At 67.8% G+C, this 12754-nt stretch carries 13 protein-coding genes; 10 read left to right on the top strand and 3 right to left on the bottom strand.

Translation table 11 applies throughout. The features are described from left to right. Positions 1 to 73 precede the first annotated feature (73 nt). Both AC3A4T_RS16830 and AC3A4T_RS16825 read right to left on the bottom strand, forming a co-directional pair. Complete coding sequence (locus AC3A4T_RS16830; RefSeq protein WP_487676411.1) at positions 74 to 2137, bottom strand: FHIPEP family type III secretion protein; 2064 nt, start codon at positions 2135 to 2137, stop codon at positions 74 to 76. A 420-nt stretch (positions 2138 to 2557) separates the two neighbouring features. Further along, positions 2558 to 3037, bottom strand: a complete 480-nt coding sequence (locus tag AC3A4T_RS16825; RefSeq protein ID WP_487676410.1) for a FliO/MopB family protein — start codon at positions 3035 to 3037, stop codon at positions 2558 to 2560. 168 nt (positions 3038 to 3205) lie between these two features. Between AC3A4T_RS16825 and AC3A4T_RS16820 the strand changes: the two genes are divergently transcribed. The 6 genes from AC3A4T_RS16820 (at position 3206) to sctT (ending at position 8509) form a co-directional block, all read left to right on the top strand. Next, the gene (locus AC3A4T_RS16820; RefSeq protein WP_487676409.1) at positions 3206 to 4318 is read left to right on the top strand and encodes a sensor histidine kinase; all 1113 of its coding nucleotides are present in this window, start codon (positions 3206 to 3208) and stop codon (positions 4316 to 4318) included. 360 nt (positions 4319 to 4678) lie between these two features. After that, positions 4679 to 5281 (top strand): response regulator transcription factor, encoded by a 603-nt coding sequence (locus AC3A4T_RS16815; protein WP_487676408.1) that lies wholly within the window; start codon positions 4679 to 4681, stop codon positions 5279 to 5281. Beyond that, positions 5274 to 6374, top strand: a complete 1101-nt coding sequence (gene sctQ, locus AC3A4T_RS16810) for a type III secretion system cytoplasmic ring protein SctQ (RefSeq protein ID WP_487676407.1) — start codon at positions 5274 to 5276, stop codon at positions 6372 to 6374. The genes AC3A4T_RS16815 and sctQ overlap by 8 nt, the downstream gene beginning before the upstream one ends. Before the next feature lie 3 nt (positions 6375 to 6377). Then, positions 6378 to 7301 carry a hypothetical protein gene (locus AC3A4T_RS16805; RefSeq protein WP_487676406.1) on the top strand — a complete coding sequence of 308 codons (924 nt, stop codon included), beginning with the start codon at positions 6378 to 6380 and terminating at the stop codon, positions 7299 to 7301. A gap of 121 nt (positions 7302 to 7422) precedes the next feature. After that, positions 7423 to 7689 carry a type III secretion system export apparatus subunit SctS gene (gene sctS / locus AC3A4T_RS16800; protein WP_056109282.1) on the top strand — a complete coding sequence of 89 codons (267 nt, stop codon included), beginning with the start codon at positions 7423 to 7425 and terminating at the stop codon, positions 7687 to 7689. 34 nt (positions 7690 to 7723) lie between these two features. Further along, a complete protein-coding gene (gene sctT, locus AC3A4T_RS16795) occupies positions 7724 to 8509 on the top strand; it encodes a type III secretion system export apparatus subunit SctT (protein WP_056109284.1) in 786 nt (261 codons plus the stop codon). A gap of 309 nt (positions 8510 to 8818) precedes the next feature. On the opposite strand, the gene sctU is transcribed toward sctT, so the two are convergent. Continuing rightward, positions 8819 to 9919 (bottom strand): type III secretion system export apparatus subunit SctU, encoded by a 1101-nt coding sequence (sctU, locus tag AC3A4T_RS16790; RefSeq protein WP_487676405.1) that lies wholly within the window; start codon positions 9917 to 9919, stop codon positions 8819 to 8821. Positions 9920 to 10177: 258 nt separating this feature from the next. On the opposite strand from sctU, the gene AC3A4T_RS16785 reads away from it, so the two are divergent. From AC3A4T_RS16785 to AC3A4T_RS16770, 4 genes are all read left to right on the top strand, one after another. After that, the gene (locus tag AC3A4T_RS16785) at positions 10178 to 10501 is read left to right on the top strand and encodes a hypothetical protein (RefSeq protein WP_487676404.1); all 324 of its coding nucleotides are present in this window, start codon (positions 10178 to 10180) and stop codon (positions 10499 to 10501) included. A 103-nt stretch (positions 10502 to 10604) separates the two neighbouring features. Then, complete coding sequence (locus AC3A4T_RS16780; RefSeq protein WP_056109291.1) at positions 10605 to 11285, top strand: hypothetical protein; 681 nt, start codon at positions 10605 to 10607, stop codon at positions 11283 to 11285. Between the two features lie 257 nt (positions 11286 to 11542). Further along, positions 11543 to 12160 (top strand): SCO family protein, encoded by a 618-nt coding sequence (locus tag AC3A4T_RS16775; RefSeq protein WP_487676403.1) that lies wholly within the window; start codon positions 11543 to 11545, stop codon positions 12158 to 12160. An 8-nt stretch (positions 12161 to 12168) separates the two neighbouring features. Next, entirely contained in the window at positions 12169 to 12615 is a 447-nt protein-coding gene (locus AC3A4T_RS16770; protein WP_487676402.1) for a copper chaperone PCu(A)C, read from the top strand. The last annotated feature ends 139 nt before the right edge of the window (positions 12616 to 12754 follow it).

The following is a 12754-nucleotide window of genomic DNA, read 5'->3' as shown; positions in this document are numbered from 1 at the left end:
CGCGCGATGCGCGCGGGCCGGACGACCGGTGAATGGGGCAATGATGGCGGAGAAGATTCATCGTCTGGGCTCCTCAGGCATTGACTTGGCCTGCCTGCACGATGCGCAGGTCAGGTGCGAGTTCCTGATAGGACAGCACCGGCAGTTCGAAGAAATCGATCTCCAGCAGCTTGCGCAGATGACGGCGAACATCCAGTGAACACAACAGCACCGGCTTAACGCCTTCAGCTTGACGGCCCAGATGCGCGCGCACCTCGCTGCCCAGGCGTCCGGCCAATTCAGGCGAAATCGCCAGCTGGGTCGCGCCGCCGGCCACCCGCACCGATTGGCGCAGACGGTCCTCCAATTCAGGATGGATCAGCAGCACCTGCATGGTGCGGTCGCTGTCGGCGTAGCGGTCGGCGATTTCGCGCTTGAGCGCGACCCGCACGTACTCGGTCAGCAGCACCACGTCCTTCTCGCGCCCGCCGACATCGGTAATCGCTTCGAACGCGTCGCGCAGATTGCGGATCGGCACGCCTTCCTCGACCAGCCGGCGCAGCACGTCGGCGACCCGCTGCGGCGCGACCACGCGCAGCATTTCCTTGACCAGGTCGGGGTAGTCGCGCTGCATCTTGCCGAACAGGTTCGAGGTCTCTTGAATGCCGATGAAGCTGCCCATGCGCCGTTCCAGCGCCGCGCGCGAATGCTCGATCACCGTGCTCAGGCCGTCGCGGATGTCGGCGCCGGCCTGGCCGGTCCACTCGCCCGCCAGCGGCGGGAAGAACCCCGGCAGCTTGGGCGCGTTGGCGTCGCCGAGCCGGGCCGGACGGAACTGCGCGTTCGGCGACAGCCGCCCGAACGCGATGCGCGCGCCGAACGCGGTCAGGCGATAGCCGCCCAGGCCGTCGCCGCTGTCCAGGTCGGCGGCGATCTTGATCACCGGCACCGGCAGCGGCACGCCGTATTCGTCGCGCAGACGGCGGGCGACGTCGACGATGCGCTCGCGCGCGACGTGTTCGCCGAACGCGGCCGCGAGGGTCGGCGACAGATCCAGTTGCAACGGCGCGGGCGGCGCGATCTCGTCCGCGTTGACGACCGTCTCGTCGATGCCGCGCTCGCCCTCGGGGACCTTGAACGCGCGCCGCAGCACCGCCGAACCGTGGCGATAACGCCAGGCCGCGTAGCCCAGCAGCACCATCGACAGGATCAGGAACACCGGCTTCGGAAAGCCCGGCACGAAGATCATCAGGAACGCGAGGCAGCCGGTGATCAGCAGCACGCGCGGCTGGCCGGTGACCTGGCGGGTGATCGATTCGCCCAGGTGACGGTCGTCCTCGTCGCCGGCGGTGCGGGTCACCACCAGACCGGCGGCGATCGTCGCCAGGATCGCCGGAATCTGCGACACCAGGCCGTCGCCGATGGTCAGGATGCTGTAGGTGTGGGTCGCGTCGGCCAGCGGCATGCCCTTCTGCAGCACGCCGATGGCCAGGCCGCCGAGCAGGTTGATGATGATGATGACGATGCCGGCGATGGCGTCGCCCTTCACGAACTTCATCGCGCCGTCCAGGCTGCCGTGCAGCTGGCTTTCGACTTCCAGCAGGCGGCGCTTCTTCTTGGCCTCGTCCTTGTCGAGCATGCCCGCGCGCAGGTCCGAGTCGATCGACAGCTGCTTGCCCGGCATCGCGTCCAGGGTGAAGCGCGCGGCGACTTCGGCCACGCGCTCGGCGCCCTTGGCGATGACGATGAACTGGACCACGGTGATGATCAGGAACACCACGAAGCCGACCACCAGGTTGCCGCCGGCGACCAGGCTGCCGAATGTTTCAACGATGTGACCGCCGTTGGCCTCGAGCAGGATCGAGCGGGTGATCGCGATCGACAGCGACAGCCGGAACAGCGTGGTCAGCAGCAGCACGCTGGGGAAACTGGAGAACGCCACCGGCGTGGGGATGTACAGCGCGATCAGCAGCAGGCCGAAGCCGATCGCGATGTTGATCGCGACCAGGGTGTCGATGATCGCCAGCGGCAGCGGCAGGATCATCACCGCGATGATGGTGACCGCGCCCATGGCCAGGACCACGTCGCTGTAACCGGCGCGGCGACGCGGAAGCGTGCCGGGCGGCGCGGCCATCAGGGAATTCAGCAGTGCTCGCATTCGGTCAGCCCCACATCCTGTCGCTGGGTGATCGGGCAGGGGTTCGGGCAGGGGCGATGCGGCGCGACCGGGATACCTCGCCGACACGCGCAGCGGCGAGCGCGCCACGCCACGGCGTCAAGCCGCGGGTTGCGATCGTCGTCGGGTTTGCGCTGTATCGAACGCTGGAAGCAATCACTGCTCTGCCATGTACCCCTGAGCACCCACGCATGGCGCTGTCCTCAAACACGATGCCGGTTCGGACGGCCGATACTAAGTGTTAAGTGTCACCTGTTGTGTGAACGCAAACGTTGTTGTGTGTGATCCGCACAATCACGTCGCCTTGATCCCCAAGGCTTACATTCGCGCTCATTCATCGCTGTTTTTGTGAACTCGTGCGCAATTGCGTGATCGCGTTCGACTAACGTAAGCGCGGAACGCTCAGGATTCGTGTTCGGTCGAAGCTGCGACGGCCGGCACAGAAGCAGTTGCGGTTGAAACCGTCGCGGCGACCGCCGGCGCGATGTCCGCGGGGTCGAGTTCGGCGATCAGATTCAGCGATTGCCCGGCCACGCCGACCGCCAGCGCGCGTCCGCTGCGCGTGCGCAGCACGACGATACGTTCGCGGGGGCCGACGGGGAGGATCTGCAGGATCGACAGCGGCGCATCGCGCCCGCTCAACCCATGGCGCTTGCGCAGGTAGTGCAGCACCGCGAGCAGCGCGGCGATGACCACCGCGACCGGCAGCAGGATCGAGATGAATTCGAAGAACATCGAAGGCGGTTGCGCGGCGGCGGCCGCGGGCGCCGCGGGTTTGGCCGCGGCGAACGCCAGCAACGGCGCGCAGGCCAGCGCCGATGCGCGGGTCAGCCCGACGAGACAACGGATTACGCAACGCGGCGGCAGGGGCAGTATCGGCATGGCGAGTCAGTGCGGGACCGAGGATCGGAACGTGGGAATGAGGGCGCGCGGGGCGCGGCCCATCGCGGCGACATACCGTAACAGCCCGGCGCCCCGGCAGGCGCGGCGCCGTCGCCGATGCCCGCGGCTTCACGTCGTCGGGCCGCTCGCCATGGCAGGGATGTGAGCATGGTCAACGCCAAGACCTCCCGTACCGGCAAGCGCGCCGCGCAGGCGCAGGCCGCCATCGACCCCTCCGCCGGCCTGCTCGGCGCGGTGCCGTTCGCCTGCGCGATGTTCGACGCCGACGGCGTCCTGATCGCCGGCAACGCGCGCTACCGCGAGGAATTCGGCGCGCTGCCCGAGCACATCAGGCGCGATGCGCTGCTGGCGCTGCTGCATGGCGACGGCGGCGACGGCGCGCCGCAGAATTCGCACGACGGTCCGCGCGAAGTGCTGGCGCCGCACAGCGGCCGCTGGTACGCGCTGCACTGGGGCCGCGCCGAACACGCCGCCGCGCCGGTCGAGGTGCTGACCGCGGTCGACATCAGCGAACGCATCGAGACCCTGGACTCGCACAAGAACCGCCAGGAAAAACTGCTGTTCACCTCGCGCCTGATGTCGGTCGGCGAGATGGCCGCGACGCTCGCGCACGAGTTGAACCAACCGCTCGCGGCGATCATGAATTATCTGAACGGAAGTCTGCGACTGGTCGAACAGGCCGGCGGACCGGTCCAGGTCGAACGCGCGCTTCAAGCGGCGCGCACCCAGGCCGAACACGCCGCGGCGGTGATTTCGCGGGTGCGCGAGTTCGTGCGCGCGCGCGAACCGCGACGCGACGCGCACGAGCTGAACCGGATCGCCGACACCGTGCTGGAACTGCTGCGGCTGGAGGCCGAGCGCCTGCAACTGCGCATCGATCTTGGTCTGCCGGCGAACCTCGCGCCGGTGTTCGCCGACCGGGTGATGATCGAGCAGGTGCTGCTGAACCTGGTCAAGAACGCGATCGAGGCGATGCGCGAAATCCCCGCGGCGCGGCGCGAATTGCGCATCGACGCGCGGATGAACCTCGACGACCAGATCGAAGTGCGCGTGTCCGACCGCGGCGCCGGCCTCAGCCCGGCCGAGCAGGACCAGCTGTTCTCGCCGTTCTTCACCACCAAGACCGACGGCCTGGGCATCGGCCTGGCGATCTGCCGCTCGATCATCGAATACCACGAGGGCCGGCTGTTCTTCGAACCGCGCGAAGGCGGCGGCAGCGTGTTCGGGTTTACCTTGCCGCGCTATGAGGCTCGCACTTGATGCTCGCCCGCGGACATCGCGGTAGCCCGACGGCGGCGCCGCCAGCCCGATCCGGTGCAAGCCGATCACAGATGACAAAGGTCAGCATCGCGACCACCGTCCGCCGGGTTATACCGTCGCGTTCGCTTGAACTCAGCGCGACGCGAGCGCAAGCGATGACGCCGGCCACCTGTTCATATCGTGCAACGCCCGATTCGCCGCGAAGGACCCGCCCGTGACCCAGCCCACGCCCACCCGATTGTCGTATGCGTCGCGCACACTGCCGTCGGGCGCATGCGACACAGGCGGCGCGGCGGCGCTTAAAGTGCGAGGCCCGCGAACGCGACGAGCCCGGCGGCGCCGGCAAGGAGAGCATCGCTGATGACCGAAGCACGCATTTACCTGGTCGACGACAACGACGGCTTTCGCGAATCCACCGCGTGGCTGCTGGAAACGGCCGGTTTCGAAGTGCAGGCCTATGCCTCCGGGCCGGCGTTCCTGGACGCCTACGCCGGCGAGCGCCACGGCGCCGAGCCGTGCTGCCTGGTGTCCGACATCCGCATGCCGCTGATGAGCGGGCTGCAGTTGCAGGAAGAACTGCGCCGACGCGGGATCGGCCTGCCGCTGGTGTTCGTGACCGCGCACGGCGACGTGCCGCTCGCGGTCGAGGCGATGCGCAAGGGCGCGTCCAATTTTCTCGAAAAACCCTTCAGCGACGAGGCCGTGATCGACGCGATCCGCGCCGCCATCGTCAATGCGCGCAACCACGCCGGCAGCGAGGCGGGCGACGATCGCCTGGCCAAGCTGAGCCCGCGCGAACGTCAGGTCATGGACTTGGTCGTAGCGAGCAAACCGAACAAGATCATCGCCGACGTGCTCGGCATCAGCGTCAAGACCGTGGAGCTGCATCGATCGAACATGATGAACAAACTCGGAGTACGCTCGCTGCCCGAGCTGATGAAGGTGGCATTGGGCCATGGATGAATCGCACGGCCCGATGACGGGGCATGAACACTATTCGGAACCTTCGGCGCAGGCGCAGGCCGGTTCGATCCGCGGCCGGGTGCCGTCGCTGCCGCTGTGGCAGGCTCAGGCGCTATGCGGCTTGTTCGGCGCCGCGCAGCGCTGGCCGGTGCGCGACGGCGGCTGGCTGAGTTTCGCCCAGGCCGGCGCGATCGACGGCGAGGTGGTAACGCTGGAAGGCGACGGCGCGCGGGTCAAGCTGCAGCTCGACAGCGGGCTGGCGATCGATACCGACACCGGCCTGCACTGGAGCGACTACCGGGGCCGCTCGCGCGTGCTGGCCTGGAGCCTGGCGCACGAATCGCAGCTGGTGCGGCTGAGCCAGGCGCTCGATATCGCCCTGATCCCGGTGGTCGACGACGGCAACACCTCGCTGCACGACTTGCAAACGCACAGCGCGGCCAGCCTCGACGGCCTGTGGCTGGCCTTCACCATCGCCGACGGCGGCGGCCAGGTGCGCGTGCGCGGGCATCTGCGCATTCCGCCGGGCTGGGTCGAACGGCTGCTGTTCCGCGCCGAGATGTTCGAGCGCGCGAGCGACGACGACTCCGGCGGCTACCGCGACTGGACCGATCTGCCGGTGCCGATCGCGCTGCGCTGGCTGGGCCCGCAACTGCGCCGCGCGCAATGGCGCCAGCTGCGTCCCGGCGACGTGCTGGTGATCGGCAACTACCAACGTCCGCCGCCGGTGCAGGCGCAGGTGCCGGGCTATGCCTGGCCGCTGCTGCCGGTCGCCGACGGCTGGCGCATCGACGGCCCGCCGTTGACCCTTTCCACGCATCAGGAGACTTCCGCGATGAGCGACACCGAAGCCGCGCCCGAATCGGCCGAACCCAACGCACCGGAGGTTCCGGTCCGCCTCGAATTCGACCTGGGCCGGCTCGAATGCCGTTACGAGGACCTGGCCGGCTTCCAGCCCGGTTACGTGTTCGCGCTGCCCTCGCGGCTGGAAGGCGCCAACGTGGTGATCCGCGCCAACGGCCGCGACGCCGGTCGCGGCGAAATCGTCGCGGTCGGCGACACCCTGGGTGTTCGCTTGATCGCCTGGAGCTGAACCATGGATTTCAGTTCGTTCTCGCCGGCGCTGGTGCTGATCACGGTGGTCAGCCTCGCGCTGGCGCCGTTCGTCGCGGTGATGGTGACCTCGTTCACCAAGATCGTGGTGGTGCTTAGCCTGCTGCGCAACGCGCTCGGCCTGCAGCAGGTGCCGCCGAACGTGGTCATCAACGGCCTGGCGATCGTGCTGTCGATCTACGTGATGTATCCGGTGATCCTGGAAACCCACGACGCGATCAACGCGCGCATGAGCGGCACGACCGTGGCCGCGGCGACGCAGGCTCCGCCGCCGGGCACCGCCGCGACGACGCCGGGTGCCGCGCCGGCCACGACCACGCCGGCACCGGCTGTCGCCGCGGCTCCCGGCTCCGCGCCTGCAGCCACCGCGCCGGCCGCGACGGTTCCGGCCGCGCCGGCCGCCGCGCCCACGACGACGACGAACACCGCCACCGCGCAAACCGCGGCACCGGCCGCCGGCGTGAAGCGGCCCGCCGCGCCGTCGGCCTTGCTCGGCGGTACCGGCAAGATGGACACCACCCGCCTGCTGCAGATGATGGACGCCGGCAAGGAGCCGTTGCGCAACTTCCTGATCAAGCACTCCAGCGACGCCGAGCGCGCGTTCTTCCTGCGCAGCGCGCAGCGCCTGCTGCCGCCCAACGCGCGCGCCGACATCAGCGTCAACGATTTCCTGGTGGTCATCCCCGCGTTCACCGTCAGCGAACTCACCGCCGCGTTCCAGATCGGCTTTTTGATCTTCCTGCCGTTCCTGATCATCGACCTGGTGGTGTCGAACATCCTGCTGTCGCTGGGCATGATGATGCTGTCGCCGACCACCGTGTCGCTGCCGTTCAAGCTGCTGCTGTTCGTGTTGATCGGCGGCTGGGCCAAGCTGGTGCATGGCTTGGTGTTGACGTATGGCGGTTGAAGTCGGGATTCGGGATTGGAGATTCGGGATTCGACCAAGCGGCAACCGCCGCCGTCCGATTCCAACCTCCCCCGACCCGCTTTTCCGAATCCCTAATCCCCAATAACGAATCCCGGCACTTATGGGCGACATGCTCGAAATGACCAAACAGGCGCTGTGGCTGACGCTGCTGCTGTCGGGCCCGCCTGTGCTCGCCGCCGCCGTGGTCGGGCTGGTCGTGGCCTTCATCCAGGCCGCGACTCAGCTGCAGGAACAGACCTTCGCCTACGCGATCAAATTCACCGTGATCGTGGTGACGCTGTTCGTGACCGCGTCGATGATCGGCGGCACCCTGTACACCTTCGCCGACCGCATCTTCCTCGATTTCCCGGGCATGGTCCGGCACTGATGCGCGGCGGTACGCTCGCGCGGCGCGCACGCCGATGAATTTCGATTCGGTCGGCAACATCATGCTGGCGCTGGGGCTGGTGCTGCCGCGGGTGATCGGCGCGTTCATGATGCTGCCGCTGATCACCAACGAAAACATGCCGCCTCTGGTGCGCAACAGCTTCATGGTCAGCCTGGCGATCATCGCGATCCCGGTGGCGATGAACGGGGTGCCCTTGAACGAACTGGGCACGCTGTCGTGGGCGCCGATCATCCTCAAGGAATTGTTCATCGGCGTGTCGATCGGGTTTTGCTACGGCATGGTGTTCTGGGCGATCAGCGCCGCCGGCAACGTCATCGACACCCAGGTCGGCATGACCCTGGCGCAGGTGTTCGACCCGATCCAGGGCCATCAGGCCTCGCTGCACGGCAACTTCCTGTCGCACTTCGCCTCGTGGCTGTTCATGGCCAGCGGCGCGTTCCTGGTGTTCCTCGACCTGCTGCTGTCGAGCTATGCGATGTGGCCGGTGAATTCGTTCTTCCCGAACCTGCATCAGGCCGGCATGGAGTTGTTCGTCGGCCAGTTCAGTTACCTGATGACCGCGCTGCTGGTGCTGGCCGCGCCGGCGATGGTGGTGCTGTTGCTGATCGACCTGTCGTTCGGCCTGGTCAACCGCTTCGCGCCGCAACTCAACGTGTTCACCATCACCATGCCGATCAAGGCGTGGCTGGCGACGTGGATCATTCTGTTGATGCTGGGCGTGTACGTGGAGATCGTGCTGGATCGGCTGGCCGGCAATCGCGGGCTGCTTGATGCGTTGAATCGGGTGTTTGGCGGCTGATTGGTTGCGGTGAGTCGCGGCGCATCGAGTCGCCTTCGCGCTTCGCTCGTGTTGGCCCGTGCGGCTTCGGCTTTTGCCCCCTTTGGAAAAGGGGGCGAACGGCCGCGAAGCGGACGTGGGGGATTCGCTTTTGCTGTTGCTGTTTAGGAACTGACGAGCAAGAGCAAAAGCGAATCCCCCCTGGCCCCCCTTTTGCAAAGGGGGGAACCCCTTCGGTTGAGGGGAACTCAGGTCGGGATGGCGCACAACTTCGGATGGCGCGCGACTTCGGGAAGACGGATACGGAGTGAGGCCATTCGCCCCGCCCCATCACTCCAACGGCGGCGGCAACTCCGGTGCGCTGGTGTCGCCGTCGCGCAGACGGCGCACGGTCTCGGCCCAGTGCAGCACCTCGGCCACGGCTTCGAAGAATTCGTTGCCGATGTAGTCGTCCAGTTCGACATGCTCGTGCAACCCGCGCGCCAGCTGCACGTTCTGCAGGATCGGCACGCCGGCCTCGGTGGCCGCGCGCTTGATCTCCTCGGCCAGATAGCCCTCGCCCTTGGCCACCACCACCGGCAGGTCGGTGGTGCCGTGCTCGTAGGTCAGGGCGATGGCGATGTGGGTGGGGTTGGTCACGACGACATTGGATTGGCGGACGGCATTGAGCATGCTCTGCTGAGACCACTCCTGATGCAACTGCCGGCGCCGGCTCTTCACGTACGGGTCGCCCTCGCTCTCCTTGACCTCCTGCTGGATGTCGCGCCGGCTCATGCGCAACTGCTTGGTGTAGGAGAACTTCTGGTACCACACGTCGATCGCCGAGACGAAGAAGAACACGAAGATCGTCCAGATCACGATCCGCACCAGCCCGTACCAGATGCCCGCACCCATCGCCTCGGCCGGCGCGTACGGCAGCATCATCAGCTGGGCGAGCATCTTGTAGATCACGAACACGCCGATGCCGATCAGCGCCGAGCTCTTCATCACCGATTTGACCAGCTCGACGAGGTTGTCCATCGAGAACATCTTCTTGAGCCCCTCGGCGGGGTTCATCTTGTCCAGACTCGGCTTGACCTTGCCCAGGCTCAGCACCGGCCCGACCTGCAGAAACTCGATCACCACGCCCAGGAACACCGCCATCCCCAACAGCGGCAACGACAGCCACAGCAGCGTGTCGAACGCGGCCCCGCCGACCTCGCGCAGGGCGTCGCCGAACGGCTGGTTGATCGCCTTCAGGCTGGTGTCGAACAGCAGGATCATCTTGGCGCGCATGAAGTCGAGCATCATCCAGCCGCACACCACCCAGCCGAGCATCAGCACGGTGCTGGTCAGCTCCTTGCTCTTGGCGACGTTGCCTTCCTTGCGCGCGTCGCGGATCTTTTTCTGGGTAGGCGGCTCGGTCTTGTCGGCGCCCTGGTCCTTCGCCATGCGCGGCCCTTGCAGCGAGGGGAGAATGAGGCTAGCACGCGTCGCGCAGGGCGGAAGTGGCGAGTGTCAGCAAACCGCGGGCCACGGCCAGCGAGGTATCCTCGAGCCGCCTGGCCGCGATCCGCGCTGCCACGGCCGGCTAGCGTGAAGCAGGACATGATCCGCCCCGGCCCACCTAGGGTCATCCCGAGTTGGCCGAGTCACCCCCCGGCGCTACATTCCCTCCATCCCCCCGACTTCACCCGTGACCCGCCCCGCATGAGCAGCATCGGCCCCGACTCGCGCATCGACCGCACCGGCTTAGACAGCCAGGCCGCGCTCGAAGCCCTGCGCGGGCGCGAGACGACGCCAGGCCAGCAAGTCCAGCAGGCCTCGCCAGTCGCCGAAGCGGTTCAGGCCTATGCCCCGCCCGCGGTTGATGCGGGCGAGACCGTGCTCAACGCCGATGCCTGGCGTGACGTGCCCGCCGGCGAGCGCCTGCTCTCGGGCGACAGCGGCCTGGAGCGCGAACTCGGCTCGATGGACCTGTCCGCCGCCGCCGATCGCGGCGCCGACGCGGTGCTGGATTCGCTGACCGCTTAAACCCGGTCAGACACCCGCCTCATCCGCGCCAACGCCGCCTGCACGCTATCGATCCTCGCGCCTGCGCTAGGCTAGCCGTCATCGCCGCCATCCGCGTTGTTCCGTGAACGATACCGCTCCCTCCGCCGAAGCCCTGCGCGCCGGCGCCGATCGCCTGATCTCGGCGCTCGCCGCGCACAGCGACCCCGAGTACCGCCTGACCGTGCTCAAGCGGGTCGTGCGTCGCCTCGGCGAGGACCGCTATCCCTTGTTCATCCGCCTGCTCGGGGTGGTCGCCGAGAGCGACGACACGCGCGCCCAGCGTCTGCTGGCCGACACCTTCGGCACCGCGCTACGGCGCATGGACCTGCCCGGCGGCGCGCTGAGTTCCTGGGGCGCGACCCGGCTGCCCGACGCGAGCGGGCCGGTCGCGGTCAGCGCATTGTCCGGACATTTCTTCGGCGCCACGCCGCGGCGCCTGCTCGGTCCGGTCGAGTACCTGACCGTGTGGCATCTGCAACGCACCCAGCGCACCGCGTTGGGCGCGGCGACCTTCCGCAGCGCGCTGTCGCACTTGGTCGCCCTGCTCAACCGCAGCGAGGATGCGCGCACGCTGTATCCGCAGAAGCTCGCCGCCGATGCGCAGAACGAACTCGAGGGCGCCTACACCCGTGCGACCCGCGAACGCCTCGCCGCGATCGCCGCCGCCTGGCGCGACGGCAAGTCGCCCGACGCGGTCGCGCAGGCGGCGCTGGATACCGACGATGCGCCGCATCCGAGCGGTTGGGTGGTGCGCGATCTTTGAAGCGCAGCATGTAAGCAGCGCGCATTACCGATATCGATCTTCGAGATCGCGATACCAATGAAGCTTTGATGCATAGCTCGCATCGAAGCCACTGGGCGCTGCGTCCGCGTTGAGCAAACGCGGACGCAGCGCGAGCCATCGATCCCCCGCGCCAGTCCTATCGCAACGACGCCACCGAACCGCCTGCGACACTCGGCCACATCCGCCGATCGCGCGCCGATGCTGCAATGCCGCTTTCCGCATCGACGAGGTGGCTCGTGCCCGACCGTCCCACCGCTCTCGCCCGCCTGCCGCGTTCGTTCGCGCGCCGGCGCCTGCTGACCGGCTTCGCCGCGGCCACCGTGCTGTCGGCCTGCGGCGGCCGCAAACCGCTGTCCCTGCACGGCATCGACCTGAGCGGGCGCGACTTCGGCAAGGACTTCCGCCTGCTCGATCCCGACGGACGCGAACGCACGCTCGCCGATTTCCGCGGCAAGCTGGTGCTGCTGTTCTTCGGCTTCACCCTGTGCCCCGACGTCTGCCCGACCGCGCTGACCCGCGCGGTGCAGATCCGCAAACTGCTCGGCCGCGACGCCGATCGCCTGCAGGTGCTGTTCGTCACCCTGGACCCGGAACGCGACACACCGCCGGTGCTGCGCGCCTACACCCAGGCCTTCGACCCGAGTTTCCTCGGCCTCACCGCCAGCCCCGCGCGCATCGCCGAGACCGCCAAGGCGTTCCGCGTGATCTACGCCAAGGTGCCGACCGTATCGACCTACACCATCGACCATTCGGCGCTGAGCTACGTCTACGACGCCGACGGCGTGCTGCGCCTGGCGCTGCGTCACGAACAGAGCGCGCCCGACTGCGTGCACGACCTCCGCCAGATTCTGTGAGCCCGCCCATGACAATGACTCAACCGATTGCTGCATTGATCCTGTCGCTGGCCTTGTCCGGCGTCGCCCACGCGCAAGTCGCGGTGGACACGCCGTGGGTACGCGCGACCGTGCCGCAGCAGACCGCCACCGGCGCCTTCATGCGCCTGACCGCGAGCCGCGACCTGCGCCTCATCGGCGCGCGTTCGGATATCGCGCAACACACCGAAGTGCATGAGATGGCGATGCAGGGCCAGATGATGCGCATGCGCGAAGTCGCCGCGGTGCCGCTGCCGCGCGGGCAGGCGGTCGCGCTCGCGCCCGGCGGCTACCACGTGATGCTGATCGGCCTGAAGCGGCCGCTGGCTGCCGGTGAGCAGGTAACGCTGACGCTGGTGTTCGAAGACGCGGGCGGCAAACGCAGCGAACAGACCGTGCAGGCGCCGGTACGGCCATTGGGAGCGGGCGCGCCGTAGTCGTCAGTACGCCATCGTTGCGACGATCGCCCCCTGTAGGAGCGGCGTAAGCCGCGACCGCAAATCCGCAACCACCGCGCAACCGGCTATCGGGCCATCGTGGCAACCGCCTTCGGCCGGCGACGACGCAATCGGTCGC

It is taken from the genome of Lysobacter sp. Soil_N_51, assembly GCF_057655755.1.
The sequence above is the reverse complement of the archived record's forward strand: the minus strand, read 5'-3'. Positions and strand labels throughout refer to the sequence as shown.

Bases quoted from the DNA above. Each gene is read 5' to 3' on its own strand.
- sctT (WP_056109284.1), top strand. From the start codon at position 7,724: ATGAATTTCGATTCGGTCGGCAACATCATGCTGGCGCTGGGGCTGGTG.
- sctQ (WP_487676407.1), top strand. From the start codon at position 5,274: ATGGATGAATCGCACGGCCCGATGACGGGGCATGAACACTATTCGGAA.
- AC3A4T_RS16805 (WP_487676406.1), top strand. From the start codon at position 6,378: ATGGATTTCAGTTCGTTCTCGCCGGCGCTGGTGCTGATCACGGTGGTC.
- AC3A4T_RS16825 (WP_487676410.1), bottom strand. From the start codon at position 3,037: ATGCCGATACTGCCCCTGCCGCCGCGTTGCGTAATCCGTTGTCTCGTC.
- sctU (WP_487676405.1), bottom strand. From the start codon at position 9,919: ATGGCGAAGGACCAGGGCGCCGACAAGACCGAGCCGCCTACCCAGAAA.
- AC3A4T_RS16785 (WP_487676404.1), top strand. From the start codon at position 10,178: ATGAGCAGCATCGGCCCCGACTCGCGCATCGACCGCACCGGCTTAGAC.
- AC3A4T_RS16830 (WP_487676411.1), bottom strand. From the start codon at position 2,137: ATGCGAGCACTGCTGAATTCCCTGATGGCCGCGCCGCCCGGCACGCTT.
- AC3A4T_RS16820 (WP_487676409.1), top strand. From the start codon at position 3,206: ATGGTCAACGCCAAGACCTCCCGTACCGGCAAGCGCGCCGCGCAGGCG.
- AC3A4T_RS16815 (WP_487676408.1), top strand. From the start codon at position 4,679: ATGACCGAAGCACGCATTTACCTGGTCGACGACAACGACGGCTTTCGC.
- AC3A4T_RS16770 (WP_487676402.1), top strand. From the start codon at position 12,169: ATGACAATGACTCAACCGATTGCTGCATTGATCCTGTCGCTGGCCTTG.
- sctS (WP_056109282.1), top strand. From the start codon at position 7,423: ATGGGCGACATGCTCGAAATGACCAAACAGGCGCTGTGGCTGACGCTG.